Below are 21040 nucleotides of genomic sequence, written 5' to 3'. Positions count from 1 at the left end.
CGTGTACACAAAAATAAACCCGTAAGTTGGCAATGTTCGTCGTACGCGCTATAATACCGAAGGCTTAAGCTTAATGTAGATCGATCGAATAGAAGGTTTTAGAAATGGCACTGCCTAAGTATAAGATGTCGCGCGCCAATACACATTCTCGCCGCGCAAACTGGAAGACCACTGCAACTGTAACAGTAAGCTGCCCTAACTGCGGTCAGCCATCATTGCCACACATGGCATGCCCTAACTGCGGTTCATTCCGTGGTCGCGTGTATCGCTCCGCAATCAAGTCAACTCTTGCTGAGTAATACTATTTACTTGTGAATGCCTCGCCAGTACACCGTGACTAGGCGGGGCTTTCTTTATTCCAACCGTACTTGAAGAGGCATATATGACTGATTCAGCAGCAATACCAGAAACAACTACATCACAACAGCAGGAATCACACAATATGGCAGCACAGGAGCTGTTTGAACATCTTGGTGCTTCTTTGGAACCTGAATTACTCATCCATGCACTCACTCACCGTTCCTTTGCTCACGAACATGAAGGCATGCCTCATAACGAACGCCTCGAATTCCTCGGCGACGCAGTGCTGGAATTAGTTGTTACTGAAACACTATTTACGCGCCATCCAGACTATAGCGAAGGGCAAATGGCGAAAATGCGCGCAAAAGCGGTTTCTGAAGAGTCCCTTTCTGCTATTGCTCGAAACCCATTGCATTTAGGACAGTACATTCTGCTGGGCAACGGCGAACGTGATTCGGGTGGCGCTGATAAAGATTCTATTTTATGCGATACTGTTGAGGCTCTTATCGGCGCAGTTTTTGTGCAGCATGGTATTGAAACAGCACGTACCACAGTTCATAAACTTATTGATCATACGCTAGATGCTGTATCTCACGCAGGCCCAGCTTTGGATTGGAAAACCTCGTTAACAGTGAAATCGCATAGTTTGGGACTTGGCGACCCACGCTACCGTATGGAAACTGGCGGCCCGGAATACGCGCAAGAATTCACTGCTCATGCAGTATTACTTGATATTCATGGCAATGATCTCTTTGAAGTTGCACAAGCTACTGGCTCTTCCAAGCGTAAAGCCCAGTTAGCTGCTGCTGAAATTGCATGGCATGAGCTTGGTCGCGAGTCTATTCAAGAGCGTATTCACGAATTCAAGCGCAACCAAGCGTAGCAAATAGAGTTACAGAGATATAGTACTAGCACAGCAATTGCAGAAAAATAGTATAAAGTGACCACCTGCTGAACGATTACTGCAAATTACGCGCTAAGCCCATAAACTAGTGCCAACCAGCGAACGCATACGTCACAAGCGTATATGTTCGCGAGCTCCGCCACTCGTGCGGACCGGTACACACTTGAGCAGCACACTACACCCGCGTGTGCCAGCTAAGTTACCTTGGAACCACTTATCCTTGGATTTTAACCGGAAATGAGAGGACGTTATGGCACTACCAACTCCACTGCAAGCTTTTAGTGCAGTGCCCAAATCACCAACATCGCAATCACAACCTACGCAAGGCGAACCAATGACGGGTGCGCAAGCGTTGGTCCGCACTTTGGATGATTTGGGTATTATGGATGTTTTCGGACTTCCTGGTGGCGCGATTTTGCCGGTATATGACGCGCTATATGAGGAAGCAAAATTCCGCTTTGTTCTCGTGCGCCATGAACAAGCTGCAGGACATATGGCAGAAGGCTACGCTATTGCAACAGGCAAAGTTGGCGTATGCATTGTAACTTCTGGTCCTGGAGCTACAAATATGATTACCGCAATTGCTGACGCCAATATGGATTCAGTGCCAATGATTGTAATTACCGGTCAGGTTGGGGTGAATGCTATCGGAACTGACGCTTTCCAAGAAGCAGATATTGTGGGCGCCACCTACCCAATGGTGAAGCATTCATATTTAGTGACACAAGCTCAAGATATTCCACGCGTACTTGCGGAAGCGCACTATATTGCTACAACAGGTCGCCCAGGTCCAGTGCTAGTGGACCTGACAAAAACTGCGCAGACTGGCATGATGCAATACTCTTGGCCACAACGGTTAATTTTGCCAGGCTATAACCCAACTACCCAAGCGCACGGTCGCGTGATTGAACAGGCTGCAAAACTGTTTAGCACCTCATACCGCCCGGTCTTGTATGTCGGCGGTGGCGCTATTCGTTCAAAGGCAAGCGCACAAGTGCAAGCTCTAACCAAGCTCACCAACGCTCCAGTAGCCACTACTTTGACAGCACGCGGCATTATTCCAGAGCGCGATGAGCACTGTCTTGGCATGCTCGGTATGCATGGTACTATTGCCGCTACCGGAGCTGTACAACAATGCGATTTGTTAGTAGCTATTGGCGCACGTTTCGACGATCGCGTTACCGGTTCGTTGCCTGATTTTGCCCCAAGTGCGCGCGTTATCCATATTGATATTGATCCTGCAGAAATTGGCAAAAACCGTGCGCCTGATGTACCAATTGTAGGCGATGTTGCTACCGTACTTGACGCGCTTATCGAGCAGATTCAGCAAGATCAGCAGACAAACGGAGCGCCAGATATTGACGCTTGGTGGCAGCAGATTCGCGCTTGGAAGCAAGATTATCCTACGACTTACGAAGAATCCCCTGACGGCTCTTTAGCACCGCAATGGGTGGTGCGTGAGCTGTCCAATCGCGCTGCAGATGACACTATTTGGGTGGCAGGCGTAGGTCAGCATCAAATGTGGGCTTCGCAGTTTATCGACTTCAACCGGCCTAATTCTTGGCTTTCTTCTGCTGGAGCTGGCACTATGGGCTACGGTTTGCCTGCTGCTATCGGCGCCGCAGTAAGTGCACAACGCGATAAGATGGATGGCGAGCGCGAGCATCCTGTGTGGCTTATTGATGGCGATGGCAGCTTCCAAATGACTAGTGAAGAGCTGGCTACAGCGTTCTTTGAGCGCACTCCAGTGAAAATTGCGTTACTGAATAATTCAGTGTTTGGCATGGTACGTCAATGGCAAACGCTATTTTATGACAAGCATTATTCACATACCAATCTATTTGATGGCGAAGTTGGCAAAGCGGATGCACAAGCTCCAACATTTGCAGGTGCCGGGCAACCAGATTATACTCAGGCTACCGATAATCAGGAAATTATTGATGTTCCTGATTTTGTTAAGCTTGCTGAAGCATATGGCTGCGTAGGCATGCGGGCTTTTACTAAAGAAGAGGCTATTGCATGTATCAATCGTGCGAATGAAATCAACGATCGTCCGGTGCTGATTGATTTTAGAGTGTGGAAAGACGCCATGGTGTGGCCAATGGTTGCCGCCGGTCAGTCTAATTCCACAGTGAACTACCGTCCTGGCATTCAGCCACTCAAAGCACATAGTGAACACAAGGAGGGATGATATGCCAAACTATCCTGCTTCTGGACCTCATTCACATCGTCACACGCTGTCTGTGCTTGTAGAAAACCGACCAGGCGTATTGGCTCGCGTCTCTGGGCTGTTTGCAAGGCGCGCCTTTAACATCAACTCACTGTCAGTGTCACCAACAGAGCGCCCTGATATTTCGCGTATTACGGTAACTGCTGATGTTGATGATGTGCCGTTAGAGCAGATTATTAAGCAGCTTAACAAGCTACTTCATGTGCTCAAAATTGTGGAATTGGACGCGGATAATACTGTTGACCGTGAGCTTGTACTAGTTAAGGTTGCAGCAACTGCTCAGACGCGCTCTGATATTCTAGAAATTGTGCAAACATTCCGCGTGCGCGTAGTGGATATGCACCCAGAGTCGCTGGTTATTGAAGCAACAGGTTCTGGCGCAAAGCTAGATTCGCTACTGAGTTTGCTTGGCGATTATGGCGTTATCGAACTGGTACGCTCCGGATCTGTAGCATTGAGCCGAGGACCGAAGGCGCTGAGCGAAAAAGTTGTAGGATCAGAAATTACTGGTCGTTAAACTCGTGCACATAAGCACATACGCAGGTGTGATAATAGGTGTAATACAGGCATGATGAGTAGATAAAATGACGTATTCATGCGCATAATACACATAGTGCCCAAGTGCTCACTGATACATATGATCGTAAGTACTTGGGCATCAACGTATGTGTATTGTCAATGTATGTGCATTATGTTTATGCAGCGCTATTGTGCAATGCTACTTATGCAAATTCTCTAATGCCCTATGCAATACTCCAAGTAGATCCTGCAGCACTATCTTCAACAATAATACCTGCCTGTGTAAGTGTGTCACGGATAGCATCTGCAGTAGCAAAATCTTTGACAGCACGAGCCTGAGCACGCTGCTCTAATAATGCAGAAACCATAGTATCTAATGCTTCATACTCACGATTGTCTGCTTGCTGCACATGCCATTGGCTATTGTATGGATCTAATCCAAGCGTATCGAGCATAGCGCGCACTTGCAAGGTAAGCTGAGCCAAAGTGCTACGCAATGTCTCACTCTCCTGCAACTGACCAGAAGCCTGAGCAGTATCCAACTCAGCCAGCACACTATTACCTTGACGAACCAGCGCAAATACTTGAGCTAAGGCACCAGAAACATTGATGTCATCATTCATTGCGGCGACGAATGCCTCAGGAAGCTCATCCGCACGCACTGCCTGTACTTGGTTCTCATCAAAGTGCACACCTGCAGCAGTGGCATGATCTAAGAAATTCATGATGCGTTCGTATGCAGCTTTGGCCTCTACTAAAGTTTGTTCAGACCATTCAAGCATAGAACGATACTGCACGCTAGCTAAGGCATAGCGCAGTACCCAAGGTGTGCCGCACTGAGCCACTACTACTGGTACTGACAAGCCATTACCCAGTGATTTGCTCATTTTCTCACCTTTTGCAGTCACCCATGCTGAGTGCATCCACAAATGCGCAAAACCCCACCCAGCTGCACGAGACTGCGCAGTTTCATTCTCATGATGAGGGAAGCGCAAATCAAGACCGCCACCGTGAATATCAAAATCATCCCCTAAATAGCGGTGACTCATCGCAGAGCATTCCAAATGCCAGCCTGGGCGACCTGTGCCGAATGGCGTTTGCCAGCGAGCGTCAAGCGGATCAGTATCTTTTGGCGCTTTCCATAGTGCAAAATCACGAGGATTATGCTTGTCACTACTCGCGTCGGCAACATCAACAGGATTGTATTTATCTTCTCCCGTCGCGTCTACACTCGGTCCCATTTGTTCAGCAATTCGCGCAGCATCGTCAAGAGCTGCTCGAGTACCAGATTCTTGGTGCGTAAGCTCTCCATAGCGTGGCCAACTTGGTACATCAAAGTACACGTTGCCGCTCGGATTACCATGCTCATCAGGTACTACATAAGCATGTCCTCGCTCAATTAAGCGCTGAACTAACGCAATCATGTCTGGCACATGCCCAGTAGCACGTGGCTCTACAGTCGGAGCGAGCACACCCAAGGTCTGGTATGCAGTATTAAATTCGCGCTCGTAGTAGTATGCGCGAGCCCACCATTGTTGTCCTGCTGCGCTTGCTTTATCAAGGATTTTATCGTCAATATCCGTAACATTGCGCACAAAAGTTACGTCAAAACCAAGTCGCAACAACCAACGACGCACTACGTCAAAAGCAACAGCTGCACGAACATGCCCAATATGAGGAGAGCTCTGCACTGTCGCACCACACACGTACATACCCACATGACCTTCACGCAGTGGCACAAACTGCTCAACACTATGCGATGCAGTATTGTACAGGCGTAATTGCGATGCCACGGAACTGTTCATTTCAAGCGGTTGTGGAGTATGTGTCATGGTTCAAACTTTAGTTGCGTTAGTAGACAGCACTTGCACTCCAGCTCGTGTAGCACATATTCCTAGATTCGCGCACCAAGTGTTCCTATAGTGTGCCACAATAGAGGTATGGCACAACCGCAAGTTTTGATTATTCAGCATGTCCCTTGGGAGAAGCCGGGAAGGATCCTGGACTCGCTTGAAGAGCTGAACATTGCCACGCAAACGCTTACCATTCTCGATACTAAGAAACCTGATCTGCCAAATTTTGCAGATATAGCAGGTCTGGTTATTATGGGCGGACCAATGGGAGCTCTTGATTTTGACAAGTATCCCGGGCTGAAGGCAGAGGCAAAACTTGCAAAAGCTGCTATTGCTGTAGGCAAGCCTGTGATTGGCATTTGTTTAGGGCATCAAATTATTGGTACAGCGCTGGGTGGCAAATTAAAACAAGGTAAACAACCAGAGATTGGTTTTGCGCCTATTGAGCGTGTGGGGCAGCATCATTATTTTGATATGTGGGCGAAAGAACTTAATGTGCTGCATTGGCACAATGATGTGGTTAGCCTTCCTGAGGGCGCGCAATTGCTAGCAAAGTCCAAATATACAAAAAATCAGGCGTTCCGCTTTGGCTCGGCATTGGCGTTGCAATTCCATATTGAGGTCACTCCTCCACTTTTTGAAGAATGGCTTTCTACAGAACCTATGGTTGAGGGTTTGAAAAAATCTCAAATTGCTAAATTACGCGAAGAATACGCACTGTATAATCCGCAAATGCAACCGATGGCCGACACTATTTGCTCTGGCTTTGCGGCGCGATGTGCCAGCACAATAGCAAGTATGTAAGTTTATAAGCATGTAATTGTGTAATTGAAGCAGAGGCTACAGTTCTAGGCACTATTGCGTATAAGCACTCTTACTTGTAGGCATACCTGTAAGCATAATTTCATTGGGTTCAGGTACATTTGCCCTGTGCCTACCTATGATATTGGATTTGAACAAGTTTCGTTAAGTTTTGCTACAACGACTATCGCTACGAATATTACGCAAGGCGTATTTGAAGGCGACCGCATTGGTATTGTGGGTCGTAATGGCGATGGTAAATCAACGCTACTGCGCGTATTAAAAGGTGACATTGAACCTGATTCCGGTCGCGTTACCAAGCGCGGTGACTTACGTTTTGGAATGCTTGGTCAGTCTGATCAGCTTGATGATCAGGCAACAGTGCGCGAGGCAGCATTAGAAGGTCGTCAGGATTATGAGTGGGCCTCAGAACCTCAGTCACGCTCTATTGTAGAAGCATTATTAGGTGGCATAAATTTAGAGGCTCGAATTGGCGAGCTTTCCGGCGGGCAACGCCGACGAGCAGATTTGGCACGATTACTGCTCAAAGACTGGGATATATTAGCCCTTGACGAGCCAACAAATCATTTAGATGTTATTACTATTCATTGGCTTGCTAAGCATTTGGAGCAGCGTTGGCCAAAAGGTTCTGGAGCGTTACTGATTGTTACACACGACCGCTGGTTTTTAGATGAGGTATGCACTTCGATGTGGGAAGTGCATGATGCCACAATTGAGCCATTTGAAGGCGGCTATAGTGCGTACATGCTGCAACGAGTGGAGCGTGACCGTCAAGCAGATGTTCGAGAAAGTCGTCGCCGTAATTTGGCACGAAAAGAATTGGCTTGGCTGACCCGTGGTGCTAGAGCACGTTCTACTAAACAAAAGTTCCACGTGAAAACTGCGCGCGCATTGATTGCAGATGTGCCACCTGTGCGCAATAGTATTGAGCTTAAGCAGATGGCTACCTCGCGCCTTGGTAAGCAAGTTGTTGATTTAGTTGATGTTACTAATATTGTGCCTGTACCTACTGGAGTTGATGGTTCTGCTGATGTAGTAACGCCACTAGTGCAAGAGCCACAAATTTTTGGCTCGGTGGAAGTAGTTCGTGAAACTGCACAGTCTGATGATGCATCAACTGATACTGCACATGCTACTGAATCTCATGAAACTCGTGCAGCAAGCCGCGTAACTATCCGTGGACGTAAACTCCTCGATAACGTCACTTGGCTCATTGGCCCGGGTGACCGATTTGGCATTGTGGGCGCAAATGGTGCTGGTAAAACTACGTTGCTGAAACTTATTGACGGCTCACTCAAACCAACTGTCGGCAGAGTAAATATTGGTAAAACAGTAAAATTTGCCGTGCTTTCACAGCGTCTTGATGAGCTTGAGGCACTGGGTAAATACAAAATTAAAGAAGTGCTCAGCCGTTATAAGCCAACCTATATTGTCGATGGTAAAGAAGTAAGTACCGGCCAACTCATGGAACGGCTTGGCTTTAGCGCAGCCCAGCTGATGACGCCAATTAAGGATCTTTCCGGCGGTCAAAAGCGGCGTATGCAATTGCTACTTATCCTCCTTGATGAGCCAAATGTGCTGATTATGGACGAGCCTGGTAATGATTTGGATACCGACATGCTCGCCGTTATGGAAGATTTGCTCGATACTTGGCCGGGCACACTGATTGTAGTTAGCCATGACCGATACTTACTTGAGCGCGTCACCGATCAACAGTTTGCGCTGATTGGTGGCAAAATTCGACATCTACCGGGCGGCGTTGATGATTACCTTGATATGATTGAGCGCTTGCAACATGGGCAGTCTCTTGATTTCGTACCAACTAGCACTGCGCTAGGAAATCTTGGGAATGCTGATAATGCGACACCTGACGCTCATGTCAAGGGCTCCAGCACTAAGAATGCTAGCAGTCAAACCGATACCAATACTGCGAGCACCGGCACATCGACAGATACTGCACTCAGCGGCAAGGCCTTCCATGAGGCCACCAAGCGTATGAATGCTATTGAGCGCAAACTCACCAAGCTGCAAGAAGAAAAAGCCACGGTTGAAGAGCGTATGGCAGCGCATGATCAAACTGATTTTGAAGGATTAGCACAGTTTACTGCGCAGCTCACTAATATTCAAAGCCAAACTGATGAGCTTGAGACAGAGTGGATGGAGCTGAGCGAACAGCTTGAGGGGTAGCACTAGTCAACCCTGTCGATTAACAACAATACTGCCCTGCTCAAACACCATCTAGTCAAAAGCAAAATCCACATCAACTAAGCCCAACTGGCGTGTAAGCTCATGTTCAAGTGTGCGCTTACATGCCAGCATATGCACCACGTCAAGATGCGTTCCAACAGCGCGTAATTGCACATCAATGCGATAGTTCATGCCGGTTTTGAAAACCAGCACTTGCTCAAACTCAGTTTGTTCGGGAATATGTTGCACAGCATATTCTTCTACCAGCTGTTGCACATCACTATCTGTATGCACACCACCAACTAACTCAATAAATGCAGCTTTGAGCACTCCTACTGGTTCTTTAATAGCGCAAAGCGCAATCACCAGAGTTATCCAGAAATCCCCTGTGTAATGAATCCACGCAAATGCAGCATTCTGAGGAAGAAGTACAATTGCCAGCGCTGCAATTCCAATCCCCAAAGAAATAGCACCATCAATAAACGTACTATTCATTTCAGCTTGTACCATAGTACTTGCGCCACGAATACGCGCATCGTAATGCTTATACAATGCCAATAATCCGGCGCACATGAGCACGGTAATAATTTCATATACCAACACTGGCTCAGCTTTAATCGGCTCGCCTTCGCCATATAGCAGCCATTCCACAGCCACGCTTGAAGCGTCTAATACAGCAAAAATCAGCAGCGATAGCGTAAACATAGCTTTTGCAATGGCATACATAGGTTCCAATGCAAACATACCACGAGGGAAACGCTCGCTAGTTCTACCACTCTTGCGCGATAATATCACTGCAATTATGCCGGAAACCACTGAAATTACAGTAAAAGAAGCATCTAGGAACATGGCTTTTAAGCCAGTAATCATAAATACAGAGTAGCCGGCAAGCACCATAAGTATGTTGATGGCGATACCAATACGCAGTGCTTTACGCTCTATGGATTTAATATCAGTGGCTTTATTTGCCGTGGCTTTACCTTCTAGGGGTTTACTTGCTGTGGGTACACTGTGAGTATTTGCAATATCTACAGATGTAGTGTTTATGGAGGTAGTGTTTTCAGAAGTATGGTGTTGAGTTGTGATTGATGAAATAGTAGAAGTAGTGCTCGATTGAAGGTGAGCATTAAGTGGCATAGTTGGGCCTTCCTGTGCTGGGCGAGACCTTGCAACGCAGGGTGGGGCTCGCACCGGGGTGTCCGTTTTATACATGCACGTGCTATATCGCACACATAAGCACAGCCTATGATAACAAATGTAATGCTCTCTGCCAGCATAGTATGAATAAATCCCACCAAACAGTTACACTAGAGAGCATTATGGCTTTCTCATCTTTGACTGACAGACTATCGAACGCATTTAAGAATTTGCGTTCCAAAGGCAAGCTGACGAATGCGGATATTGATGGCACTATCCGCGAAATTCGCCGTGCTTTGCTCGACGCCGATGTGGCACTTGAAGTAGTTCGTTCCTTTACTGCGCGTATTCGTGAGCGTGCTTTAGGCGAAGAAGTTTCTGAGGCATTAAACCCAGCGCAGCAAGTAGTTAAAATCGTCAATGACGAACTTACTGAGATTCTGGGTGCTGGCGTTGATCGCCCGCTGAATTTCGCGAAGAATCCTCCAACGGTTATTATGCTGGCAGGTTTGCAGGGTGCTGGTAAAACTACGCTGGCTGGCAAACTTGGTCATTGGCTGAAAGAAGCTGGACATACTCCTATGCTGGTTGCCGCTGATTTGCAACGACCAAATGCAGTAACCCAGTTGCAGGTTGTTGGCGAGCGCGCAGGAGTGCCAGTATATGCTCCAGAAAAAGGTGTTCAGTCTGATGGTGGCGACCAAGTAGCACTTCCTGGAGAAACTTCGGGAGACCCTGTTGCTGTCGCCCGTCAATCTATTGAGGTAGCACGTCAGAAGCTCTACGATACGGTTATTATTGATACCGCAGGTCGCTTAGGCGTTGATGAAACGTTGATGCAGCAGGCGCGCGATATTCGTGATGCGGTTAATCCTCAAGAAATTCTGTTCGTTATCGATGCCATGATTGGTCAGGACGCAGTGCGAACCGCTCAGGCGTTTGATGAAGGTGTAGATTTCACTGGCGTAGTGTTGTCTAAACTTGATGGTGATGCTCGTGGCGGTGCGGCGCTTTCTGTAGCATCAGTTACCGGTAAGCCAATTATGTTCTCGTCCACTGGCGAAGGTTTGGAAGATTTTGAGGTTTTCCATCCTGATCGTATGGCTTCCAGAATTCTTGATATGGGTGATATTCTCACTCTTATTGAGCAGGCGCAGAAGCAGTTTGATGAAGAGCAGGCACGTGAGGCTGCGGCGAAACTTGCTGAGGGCGAGTTTGGATTAGACGACTTCTTGGATCAGCTGCAGCAAGTGCGCAAGCTTGGTCCAATGAAGAATCTTCTCGGTATGATTCCTGGCATGGCTCAGCATCGCAAAGAGCTTGAGATGTTTGATGAGCGCGAGGTGGATCGTACAGAGGCTATTATTCGCTCAATGACCCCTGCAGAACGTCGCAACCCTAAGATTATTGACGGTTCCCGCCGTGCCCGTATCGCATATGGTTCTGGTACGACTGTTTCTGCTGTTAATGCGTTACTCCAGCGATTTGAGCAAGCCGCTAAGATGATGAAGCGCTTAAGTAATGGCTCGCGCTCTATGCCAGGTATGGGCGGTTTTGGCGCCCCTGGTGGCTCTGGTAAGTCGGCTCGTAAGGGCGGCAAGAAGAAGCGTAAGGGCGGCAAGTCTGGCAATCCTATGAAGCGTGAAGCTGAGGCACAGGCATTAAAAGCTAAGCTGCAAGGCAAGGCTCAAGGCGCCGGCTCTGGTGAAGGTCAGCAGTCTGGTTCTGCCTTCCGCAAGCAACCACAGAATCCAGCTCTTCCAGCAGGATTAGGCGATTTGCTTGGCTCTAATGGTAGCGCTGATGGGCTTGAACTGCCTCCAAATCTTGGTGGAGGTTTAGGCGGATTGCTCGGCCGCTAATCTTACATGATGTTTGCGTTTGGAACAATGGTATCCGTTTTGGCTACGGCAATATATGCTGTAGCCATTCTTGTGTTGGTACTCTGTATAGGGTGTTTGGCGCTACGTTGGCTACCTGCAGGTGCAGAAGCACGAGCACCACTTCCCTACTGCATAGCGCTTATTCCTTTGCTTTGGGCTCCACTACTCGCATGTGCAGGTATACTGCTTGCTCTTCGTGCATGGCTGTGGGGCGCATTCGCGATAGCTGGACTACTGCTGTGGCTGGCTACAAGAATTCATATGCGTATGCAGCGGCTATCAAAAACAACGCAAGCAATGCAGAGTACTATGCGTGATCGCGATATTCGCCGTTGCAATCAGTTAGCTGCTGACCATCGTGCTCAGCAGCACCATAAGCCATTACTGCCTATTGCCCGCGTCATGACACTGAATTGCCGATATGGCCGAGCCGATGCACAAGAGATTATCGAGGCAGTACGTGCTCATCACGTGCAATGCGTCGCCTTGCAGGAAGTGCAACCTGAGCTCCTCGCACGTCTTGATACAGCCGGATTGCGCGATACACTGCCGTATAGATGTGCTGGCATTGCAACCAACGCAGACAATGGCGGTTGCAATGTAATATTGTCAGCATTCCCCCTAGAAGATTGCCATACAAGTAGCGTTGACCTTGATGCTGCTGCCGTTCCGCTGGCTACGGTACATATTCCTATGCCAACACTTAGCGCTTTCGATTCAAGTTCTTCCAATCTAGATGTTTCCGCCCCTAGTTCATCCGAACCTAATCCTTTCAATCCTAACTCTGCCGATTCTAACTCATCTGGGACTAACTCATCTGGAACATCACATTATACAGTGCGCATTGCAAGTGCACACCCTAAGTCACCAATGCGTGGGTGTGCAAGTTGGTCAACTGGTATACGTGCTCTTAGTCAGTTAGCATGCCATAATGCAATTCCTACGGTAGTAATGGGCGACTTAAATTCACACAGCGACCACCCAAGTTTCCGAGCATTGCTACGAAGTGGTTTTATTGACGCCCTTGCTTCGCACAATCTGGTGCTACGGCAGCAGCTTGGTTTGAGTCGTCTCAGTGGCAACCCTATATTAACATTCCCTCGATGGATCACATGGCCGCGTATTGAGCTAGACCATATTTTAGTTTCTCAAGCCGCCTCACCATCAACTTACCGCCTCGTAGCACTTGACGCACATGCCCACGCAATTGGAGGAACCGATCACTTGGCAGTGATAGCCACTTTGGCAATGCAACAGTAAAGACACTCCAATTAACAATAATTTATTATTAGTGATAATATTTTATTGTCATTAGCCGAGACGACAAGGGAGTCGATATGGGCACAGGAGCACTTGTTGCCATACTATTAGCATCAATTGCACTAGTAGTAGTTCTCATTATCACATGTAAAATGCATGCTTCACTGGCACTACTTCTTGCTGCATTCTTCGTTGCAATCACTACAGGGCTAGATCTTGGCTCAGTAGGAGATATCTTAGAAAAAGGCGTTGGAGGGACGCTAGGATTCCTCACATTAATCATTGGATTTGGTGCCGTTTTAGGCAAATTATTAGAGGTCTCTGGTGGAGCTCAGCGGCTTGCCTCCACCTTGGTACGCGCTATCGGCAAGCAGCGAGCAACTATAGTTATAGCGCTACTCGGCCTAATCTGCGGCATTCCTGTATTCGTCGAAGTCGGATTCGTACTTCTTGTGCCACTGGTTTTCGTTGTTGCAAAAGAAGCAGGCATTTCCAGAATCAAAGTCGGTATTCCACTAGCAACTTCCTTGATGGTCGTCCACTGTATTTTACCGCCACACCCAGCAGCTACAGCAATTGCAGGCACACTTGGCGCAGATATTGGCACTGTTATTATGCTCGGTCTTTGTGTAGCCATTCCTTCAGTACTCGTTGGCGGTCCACTCTTTGCTCATTTTGCTATTCGCAATAATGAAAAGCCTCAGGAAGAAGACATCGCTGCCGAAGAAAAGCTACCAACAATTGATGAAAAGAATCTTCCAAGCTTCGGCCTTACGCTTTTCACCATTTTGCTGCCTCTGCTGATTATGATTACGAGGACAATAGCAACAAAACTCATGCCAGCAGATTTACTTGCCACTAAAATTATTGAAATTATTGGTAACCCAATCACGGCACTCATGATTTCAGTACTATTCGCTTACTGGTCACTCGGTTTACACCGCAAGCGCACACTGCGCGATTTACAGAGCATAACAGACGGATCTTTCGGACCGATTGGCGGCATTCTTCTCATCATTGGCGCTGGCGGCGCATTCAATCAAGTTCTTACTGAATCAGGTGTCGCTCCCGCTCTTGCAGATGCCCTATCAGGTCTGCCAGTAAGCCCAATTATTCTCGCTTGGCTTATTGCACTTGTATTACACTTTGCTGTTGGTTCAGCAACTGTCGCCATGATTAGTGCAGCTGGCATCGTATTACCAATGCTATCCATCAATCCAAACCTCTCACCAGCAATATTGGCTTTGGCTATAGGAGCCGGAGCTATCGGCTTTACCCATGTTACCGATTCACTATTCTGGATGGTAAAAGAATATCTTCACATGAGTGTGCCTCAAGCATTACGCACACTTACTGTGAGCACCACTATCACTTCAGTAGTCGCACTGTGCATCACGCTACTACTGTCGCTCGTAGTGTAAGGCATCTGCCAACTGTTCAAAAAATTTCGCACTCAGAGTTTTATATAAGTGTTATATAAGTAATACAAAGGAGCAACTATGTCACAGCAACTTGATCCAACTACCAAAGTATTGGATAAACCAATTGCACAATGGGTTGAAGAATTTCCAAAACTACAAGAGTTGATCGACTTGCAGCCAAGCACTTGGTTTAATCCAAATGTACAACCAGCAGCACAAGCACTGCCAGATGTAGGCCTTACTCGTGAAGATATTGATGATGCTGCAGCCCGTCTTAAGCGATTTGCTCCACTCTTCATGGAGCTTTTCCCAGAAACCAAGAAGACTGAAGGAATTCTCGAATCTCCACTCGTCGCAGTTCCAGATCAGCAGGCAGCTATTGGCGAGCGCTATGGCAGCCACATGCCCGGACAACTCTGGGCAAAACTCGATAGCGAATTGCCAATCAGCGGCTCGATTAAGGCTCGCGGCGGTATTTACGAAGTTCTGAAGCACGCAGAAGATTTAGCCATCGAAGCCGGATTACTCTCACTTGATGATGACTATCGTATTCTTGCAAGCGAACGTATGCACAAGTTTTTCAGCGGCTATAAGGTTGCTGTTGGTTCCACAGGAAATCTTGGGCTTTCTATCGGTATTATGAGTGCCGCCCTCGGTTTTGATGCCAGCGTACACATGTCAGCTGACGCACGACAGTGGAAAAAGGATAAGCTACGCGAGCATGGCGTACATGTGTATGAATATGAGTCAGACTATTCTGTTGCAGTTGCCTCCGGCAGAAAAGAAGCAGAATCTGATCCGACAGCATACTTTGTCGATGACGAAAACTCTTCGACCTTGTTCCTCGGATATGCTGTTGCTGCACGCAGGCTTGCAGGACAACTCAAAACGATGGATATTACTGTCGATAGTGAGCATCCACTCTTTGTATATCTCCCATGCGGTGTTGGCGGTGGACCAGGAGGAGTCGCTTTTGGTCTCAAAACTGAGTTTGGCGACAATGTTCATTGCATTTTTGCAGAACCAACCCATGCCCCATGTATGTATTTAGGTGTACTTACCGGCGCACACAATGCTGTATGTGTGCAGGACTTTGGTATCGATAACCTCACAGCTGCAGACGGATTAGCAGTTGGTAGGGCATCAGGATTTGTAGGACATGCAATGCAGCACTTACTAGACGGTTTCTATACCATTGATGACGACGAACTCTATCGCCTCATCGCTTTACTCGACCACACGAGCAATATTGATATTGAACCGTCAAGCTCAGCTGGATTTGCAGGACCTTGGCGTGTAATGCAAGACGCCGAATATCGCGATCGCATGGGTCTTACCGATGAACGTATGTGCAATGCCACCCATATTGCTTGGGCAACAGGTGGCTCAATGGTCCCACGTGAGGAAATGCGAAGCTATATTGAAAAAGGTATGGCACTTTTATAGGCATCCATAACTTTTAGTACTGTATTCCATATCTTGTATTACATCACTAAAAGTTAGTAACGCATATAGCACAATTTACACATATCCCAAATGGTATGGTTCGATATGCTATATTGAGCCATACCATCACCATGAACAACAATACTCAACTATTCAACAGATGTGGAATATTATGGATCAAACACATACATCAGCAATAGAAGAAGATATAGCATTAGTGCAATCCTACATCCCACTGGTTGAATTTTTGGGACTCGCACTAGGTTCATCAACGGAAGTAGTGCTCCATGATGTTGCGCATCCTGACCAATCTGTTATTGCCATTGCAAATGGTCATGTTAGCGGACGCAGTATTGGTTCGCCTTCCACAGATCTTATGTATAAAGTACTGCGAGACGGCATACGAGATGGGAAAGATTACGTTATCGGTTACGAAGCACATAGCGTGTTACATGACATTCCTCTTGTATCATCGACATTTTTTATTCGCAGAGAAGGTCGTATTGTTGGAGCATTGTGTCTCAACACTGACCCAAGTGCCTTTGTTACCGTGAAACAAAGTATTGAACGTCTGGGGGCACTCTATTTCCCAAATCTGCAACCAGCATCAGCAAGTACCGAGCATACCGGAGTGCAGGAAGAGAATCTTGTTGCATCAGTCTCAGATATGGCCGCAGATACTATTACTGCAATGTGTGTGAGGCGCGGTATTAGCGCTCATAAACTCAGTGTTGATGACCGACTATCTATTATTCGCACGCTAAATGAGCGTGGATATTTTCGCTTTAAGGGGGCTATTGGCACAGTTGCAGATCAGCTGGGAGTAGCAGAATCCTCGGTATATCGCTATCTTCACACCATCCAAAAAAACAAATAATGGCTTGCACGCTCACAGCAAAATTTTATTATTTTTCTTGAAGATAGTTGCGTAAGCAAGTATAGTACTTCCTGATTCAAATAAAACGCTGCGAACTGCATGCGTTTGTAGAGACGTAGAAATACTCAAGTTCACCTAAGGGGAATCATGTCAGCACTTGTAGATGTTTTGAATAAGCGCCACTCACAGTATGTACTTGACGGCAACGTCACACTTTCTAACGATGAAATCGTCAAGGTTATCAAGGACACCGCTGCAGCAGTACCAAGCGCATTTAACTCCAACCCACAGCGCATGGTTATTGTATTTGGCGAAGAACACAAGGCACTGTGGAACGATATCGTACTTGGTGCCTTGAAAAACGTTACCGCAGAAGAGCAGTTCGCCAAGACTCAGGAAAAGATTGCCGGCTTTGCAGCAGCATACGGCACCGTGCTTTTCTTTGACGACACCGATGTAACCAAGGGCTTGCAGGAGAACTTCCCACTGTATGCTGATAACTTCCCACGCTGGGCAAACGAAGCCAATGGCTCCTTGCAGCTCGCTGTATGGACTGCTCTTGCTGAGGCAGGCTTGGGTGCTTCTGTGCAGCACTACAACCCACTGATTGATGACGAAGTTGCTTCACACTTCAACATTCCTGCTTCCTGGAAGCTCATTGCCCAGATGCCATTTGGTCATGTAGTTCAGGCAACTGGCGCTGAAAACCACGGTGACATTAACGAGCGCGTGCGCGTTATCGGCGAGTAACTTTGAGCAATTTATTGAGCAGTAAATCAATTAATTAATACCGTATTACTCATAACTAACCTATACAAATAAGTCCTGTACAGCAGTATACAGCTACTGTACAGGACTTTTGATATTACATGTCTTACTAAAATGTGCCTTTTGCAAAACACGTAATATTGAGGCTACTTATTCAATTGATTTTTACGTACAGCAAGCACAATACCTGTAGCAGCTACAAGTACTATGATTGCAAACGCGAACATCATAATAGTGGAGCCTGTTTGTGAAAGCATTGATACTCTAGCTTCTGAACCATACTTGGCATCTACAGCAGGTTGAGATGTACCACTATGAGAACCAGAGTTGCCATCACTTGGAGAAGTAGTGCTACTACTAGATCCGTTAGTAGTAGTCCCAGCTGACTTGACGTTCACCTTAATAGATTGCTGTGCACTAATATTCTCATTAGCACTATCAATTGCAACTATCTGATGCTCACCTTTCACAGTATCTGCTGGAATAGTAGCTTCCAATACTGCCTCACCATCAGCATTTACTTCTACTTCACCAAGTACTACAGGCTGCGAATGTAGTTCAAAACGCACAGTATGTCCTGCAGTAAATCCTTGAGCCGTGAGCTTCACAGTATCTCCAGGATGCACTTGAGACTCAGCAAGCTGCAACTTCACTTGAGGCGGCACGCGGAATGATGTTAATTGACACTCACTGGCGGTAATAACCTTGTTATAGATATCCTTTGTAGACACACCCTCTTTGCCATACCATTGTGTCTCATTAGCAAAACTGCCGTCATCAATTTTCTTGGTAAACGCATCAGGATCTGCAAAGAATGCATCCACTACTGTTGTGGCACAATCTGACTTACCATACGCACAATGCTGCTCATTAGCCACGGTAAGCAATGTGCCGTGTAAGGCATGCGCAGCAATCACACCATTAGGATATGGAGTTGCTGGATCATACGAAGAAGACACTACAAGAACATTTGGCGCATGGTCGATTTCATGACCAGTAGCCAACTGACCACGAGTCTTATAATATTGACACACACCGTATTGTGGCTCTTCTCCGCGCTTAGTGCCATCAGCATTCACACCTGGATCAATAAATGGTGCAACTTCGTATGATTGTCTGAGGGTTGTCGCCACAACATTCCTATCCGAATGATCTTCTCGCGAGTCCACACAACTAATCGTATTGAAACTAGCCATCATAAAGTCATATTTGCCTTGACCGTCACGCCCCTGATACATGTCTGCAAGCTGCAACATCATGCCAGGATTATTCTTGATTTTCATCAGGAGCAAAGCATAGTTCAGATACTTCCACAAAGAGCTTGCATACATGGACTGAATAGTTCCAGTAGTGGTATCGGCAAACGATAACACGCGACCATGGTACGCATACTTTTGCGCACCCCAGTTAGCTTGTGCAATCTGCTGATAGGCTTTATAGGCAGCATTAATATCATCATCCGTTGGATTCGATACGGTTTCACCTAATGCACATGGCAGTGCATCACCCTCTGACCAAATATTCGTAGTCTCTGCAGAGGTCAAACACCAACCAAGGAACTGCTTGAAGGTCTCCCCGAAGCCTCGCATTTGCGCAACATCTGGAGATTCCTTAACATCACTTTGTGGCAGATACGATACGTATGGTTCACTCTTACTTAAGGCTTCATTATTCTCGAGAGGGTTCACCACACCATCAAGTACCACTGCGCGCATGTTCCCAGGGAACTGCATAGCATAGTGATAACCAATGCTCGTACCGTAGCTAAAGCCAATATAGTTCAACTTGGTATCGCCCACGATAGAGCGCATAACGTCGAGATCTTTCACCACGTTTTCTGTACCAACAGTTGGAATGAACATGTCACCAGTAATGCCGTTATACCCACGAGCAGTGTTCGCATAGCATTGTTGGGTATTGTATGCTGTTACTTGATCAATCTGCTCGCCAGTGAAACCATCCATACCTTGGCGCTGCTTGTCTAGTGCATCAGATGATTGGCAGCGCAACTGCGGCAGTGAAACACCTGTTCCGCGAGGGTCAAAACCAATCACATCGTAACGTTGTAAAGTTTCGCTTTCTGACCCCACCATGCCAGAGGCATATTCAGTTCCAGAACCACCAGGGCCGCCCGGATCGGTAAAAATAGTGCCAAGTTTTTCAAATTCAGCATTATGCTCAATTTTATACATTGCAATTTTTACTGACGGTCCAGTTGGATTATTGTAATCAAGCGGTACTGTAGCATAACCACATTGCGTACCCTCAGCTTCTTCATAGCCAAACTCAGTACAACTAAACCAATCTACCTGTTGAGCATAGTAGTTTTCCAGCCCAGCTGGCACTGTACCAGCAGATTGTCCACCAGCTTGCGGTCCCGAAAGAGTAATACCGCCATCAGTCATATAGCGCTGTGCAGCCTCAGGCAAGCGATAATACACATCATCTTGCTTAATCGTGTCAAAATCAAGTGGATTTGGCGCAACTTGCGTTGGAGCAGCAGGTTTTACAGTTGTAGATGTAGTTGTAGGCGAGCTTGTGGCAGAGTTTGCAGTAACCACATTTTCTTGTGCAACTTGATTGAGTTCACTAATATCCTGCTGAGTTACTGGTCGCGGATTCAGTGGCACCTTGTCTTGTAGTAAAGTTACTGCACCATTAAAGCTCAAGAATTGACTTGGCGTGTATGCTGTTACTTCATTAGTAGTGGCAGCTGAAGCAATACCTGTTGGTAATAGCAATGCAGCAGTAACTGCTACCCCTATAGTAATTTTGGTAATCCCCTTCATAATCCTCCAAACGTAGATGTTCCAGCGTTTCTCGTGGAGAGAAATTCTAGGATATCTGAATATGAAGCGCTTTGTCGTGTGCTTTTCAGATATTGAAAATCGATCCTGTTTCTAGATGATTCAGTAATTATTCAGGAGTACTGAGTCGCAATATTAGCTCGCAATACTGGATTATCTTAGCTCGCAATGCTGGATTGCATATTGGGTTACTGATTCGAAAGGTTTGAGGAAATTTTGCTTAACACGTATAGGCAGAAAAGGTATATGAGTAGCCAATTATATGTGCTAACGTCAAACACCAAATAAAAGTTTGAAAAGATATTATATTGCTATAACTTTACTGAATAGTGTTCTGCATATATAACAGAGGTGATCAGCCATCATGTTGTGAATAGGGGAGAATAGTTTGTGTACTGCGCCCTGTTGTGGTTCGTATTTTTGTTGTGCTGTTGAGCCTATAAGCCCTTATCGTGTTGTGGGTGTGTGTGGTTAGTGCAAGAAGAAGAATCACGCACACTCGTGTTAGAATGCAAGAAAGCCACCTCAATGGGTGGCTTTTCTTTAAGAGTGTGTCCGTGGCGGTGTGCTACTCTCCCACACCCTACCGAGTGCAGTACCATCGCCGTGCCGGGTCTTGGCTTCCA

16 protein-coding genes are annotated in these 21040 nt (G+C 46.8%); 12 read left to right on the top strand and 4 right to left on the bottom strand.

All coding sequences use genetic code 11. The annotated features are described in order from the left end of the window. The first annotated feature begins 104 nt into the window (after positions 1 to 104). The 4 genes from rpmF (at position 105) to ilvN (ending at position 3951) form a co-directional block, all read left to right on the top strand. The gene (gene rpmF / locus IEU85_RS07340; RefSeq protein ID WP_188355616.1) at positions 105 to 299 is read left to right on the top strand and encodes a 50S ribosomal protein L32; all 195 of its coding nucleotides are present in this window, start codon (positions 105 to 107) and stop codon (positions 297 to 299) included. Positions 300 to 442: 143 nt separating this feature from the next. Then, on the top strand, positions 443 to 1183 hold the full coding sequence (rnc, locus tag IEU85_RS07335) for a ribonuclease III (protein WP_229714837.1): 741 nt from the start codon (positions 443 to 445) through the stop codon (positions 1181 to 1183). A 271-nt stretch (positions 1184 to 1454) separates the two neighbouring features. Then, entirely contained in the window at positions 1455 to 3395 is a 1941-nt protein-coding gene (locus IEU85_RS07330) for an acetolactate synthase large subunit (RefSeq protein WP_188355614.1), read from the top strand. 1 nt (position 3396) lies between these two features. Beyond that, complete coding sequence (gene ilvN, locus IEU85_RS07325) at positions 3397 to 3951, top strand: acetolactate synthase small subunit (protein WP_188355613.1); 555 nt, start codon at positions 3397 to 3399, stop codon at positions 3949 to 3951. A 226-nt stretch (positions 3952 to 4177) separates the two neighbouring features. On the opposite strand, the gene cysS is transcribed toward ilvN, so the two are convergent. Then, entirely contained in the window at positions 4178 to 5785 is a 1608-nt protein-coding gene (gene cysS, locus IEU85_RS07320; protein ID WP_188355612.1) for a cysteine--tRNA ligase, read from the bottom strand. A 108-nt stretch (positions 5786 to 5893) separates the two neighbouring features. On the opposite strand from cysS, the gene IEU85_RS07315 reads away from it, so the two are divergent. Then, on the top strand, positions 5894 to 6610 hold the full coding sequence (locus IEU85_RS07315; RefSeq protein WP_188355611.1) for a type 1 glutamine amidotransferase: 717 nt from the start codon (positions 5894 to 5896) through the stop codon (positions 6608 to 6610). 126 nt (positions 6611 to 6736) lie between these two features. After that, a complete protein-coding gene (locus IEU85_RS07310; RefSeq protein ID WP_188355610.1) occupies positions 6737 to 8815 on the top strand; it encodes an ABC-F family ATP-binding cassette domain-containing protein in 2079 nt (692 codons plus the stop codon). A 51-nt stretch (positions 8816 to 8866) separates the two neighbouring features. On the opposite strand, the gene IEU85_RS07305 is transcribed toward IEU85_RS07310, so the two are convergent. After that, positions 8867 to 9952 (bottom strand): cation transporter, encoded by a 1086-nt coding sequence (locus tag IEU85_RS07305; RefSeq protein ID WP_188355609.1) that lies wholly within the window; start codon positions 9950 to 9952, stop codon positions 8867 to 8869. Positions 9953 to 10131: 179 nt separating this feature from the next. Here IEU85_RS07305 and ffh point away from each other — a divergent pair, with 179 nt between their 5' ends. From ffh to IEU85_RS07275, 6 genes are all read left to right on the top strand, one after another. Continuing rightward, entirely contained in the window at positions 10132 to 11814 is a 1683-nt protein-coding gene (gene ffh / locus IEU85_RS07300; RefSeq protein WP_188355671.1) for a signal recognition particle protein, read from the top strand. A gap of 39 nt (positions 11815 to 11853) precedes the next feature. Continuing rightward, complete coding sequence (locus tag IEU85_RS07295) at positions 11854 to 13095, top strand: endonuclease/exonuclease/phosphatase family protein (protein ID WP_188355608.1); 1242 nt, start codon at positions 11854 to 11856, stop codon at positions 13093 to 13095. Positions 13096 to 13172: 77 nt separating this feature from the next. Then, positions 13173 to 14516, top strand: a complete 1344-nt coding sequence (locus IEU85_RS07290; RefSeq protein ID WP_188355607.1) for a GntT/GntP/DsdX family permease — start codon at positions 13173 to 13175, stop codon at positions 14514 to 14516. Positions 14517 to 14594: 78 nt separating this feature from the next. Next, on the top strand, positions 14595 to 15962 hold the full coding sequence (dsdA, locus tag IEU85_RS07285; RefSeq protein ID WP_188355606.1) for a D-serine ammonia-lyase: 1368 nt from the start codon (positions 14595 to 14597) through the stop codon (positions 15960 to 15962). A 172-nt stretch (positions 15963 to 16134) separates the two neighbouring features. Beyond that, entirely contained in the window at positions 16135 to 16839 is a 705-nt protein-coding gene (locus IEU85_RS07280; RefSeq protein WP_188355605.1) for a helix-turn-helix transcriptional regulator, read from the top strand. A gap of 147 nt (positions 16840 to 16986) precedes the next feature. After that, the gene (locus IEU85_RS07275; protein ID WP_188355604.1) at positions 16987 to 17589 is read left to right on the top strand and encodes a nitroreductase family protein; all 603 of its coding nucleotides are present in this window, start codon (positions 16987 to 16989) and stop codon (positions 17587 to 17589) included. Between the two features lie 164 nt (positions 17590 to 17753). Here the strand turns inward: IEU85_RS07275 and IEU85_RS07270 are convergent, their stop codons facing one another. After that, complete coding sequence (locus tag IEU85_RS07270) at positions 17754 to 20396, bottom strand: alpha/beta fold hydrolase (RefSeq protein WP_188355603.1); 2643 nt, start codon at positions 20394 to 20396, stop codon at positions 17754 to 17756. A 455-nt stretch (positions 20397 to 20851) separates the two neighbouring features. Continuing rightward, on the bottom strand, positions 20852 to 21040 hold a 189-nt coding region (locus IEU85_RS08745; RefSeq protein WP_229714831.1), incomplete at its 5' end, for a hypothetical protein.

Origin of the sequence: Galliscardovia ingluviei, from assembly GCF_014635685.1 — a bacterium.
Classification (GTDB): domain Bacteria; phylum Actinomycetota; class Actinomycetes; order Actinomycetales; family Bifidobacteriaceae; genus Galliscardovia; species Galliscardovia ingluviei.
The sequence above is the reverse complement of the archived record's forward strand: the minus strand, read 5'-3'. Positions and strand labels throughout refer to the sequence as shown.

Bases quoted from the DNA above. Each gene is read 5' to 3' on its own strand.
- rpmF (WP_188355616.1), top strand. From the start codon at position 105: ATGGCACTGCCTAAGTATAAGATGTCGCGCGCCAATACACATTCTCGC.
- rnc (WP_229714837.1), top strand. From the start codon at position 443: ATGGCAGCACAGGAGCTGTTTGAACATCTTGGTGCTTCTTTGGAACCT.
- IEU85_RS07290 (WP_188355607.1), top strand. From the start codon at position 13,173: ATGGGCACAGGAGCACTTGTTGCCATACTATTAGCATCAATTGCACTA.
- IEU85_RS07305 (WP_188355609.1), bottom strand. From the start codon at position 9,952: ATGCCACTTAATGCTCACCTTCAATCGAGCACTACTTCTACTATTTCA.
- IEU85_RS07330 (WP_188355614.1), top strand. From the start codon at position 1,455: ATGGCACTACCAACTCCACTGCAAGCTTTTAGTGCAGTGCCCAAATCA.
- IEU85_RS07275 (WP_188355604.1), top strand. From the start codon at position 16,987: ATGTCAGCACTTGTAGATGTTTTGAATAAGCGCCACTCACAGTATGTA.
- IEU85_RS07280 (WP_188355605.1), top strand. From the start codon at position 16,135: ATGGATCAAACACATACATCAGCAATAGAAGAAGATATAGCATTAGTG.
- IEU85_RS07315 (WP_188355611.1), top strand. From the start codon at position 5,894: ATGGCACAACCGCAAGTTTTGATTATTCAGCATGTCCCTTGGGAGAAG.
- dsdA (WP_188355606.1), top strand. From the start codon at position 14,595: ATGTCACAGCAACTTGATCCAACTACCAAAGTATTGGATAAACCAATT.
- ilvN (WP_188355613.1), top strand. From the start codon at position 3,397: ATGCCAAACTATCCTGCTTCTGGACCTCATTCACATCGTCACACGCTG.
- cysS (WP_188355612.1), bottom strand. From the start codon at position 5,785: ATGACACATACTCCACAACCGCTTGAAATGAACAGTTCCGTGGCATCG.
- IEU85_RS07270 (WP_188355603.1), bottom strand. From the start codon at position 20,396: ATGAAGGGGATTACCAAAATTACTATAGGGGTAGCAGTTACTGCTGCA.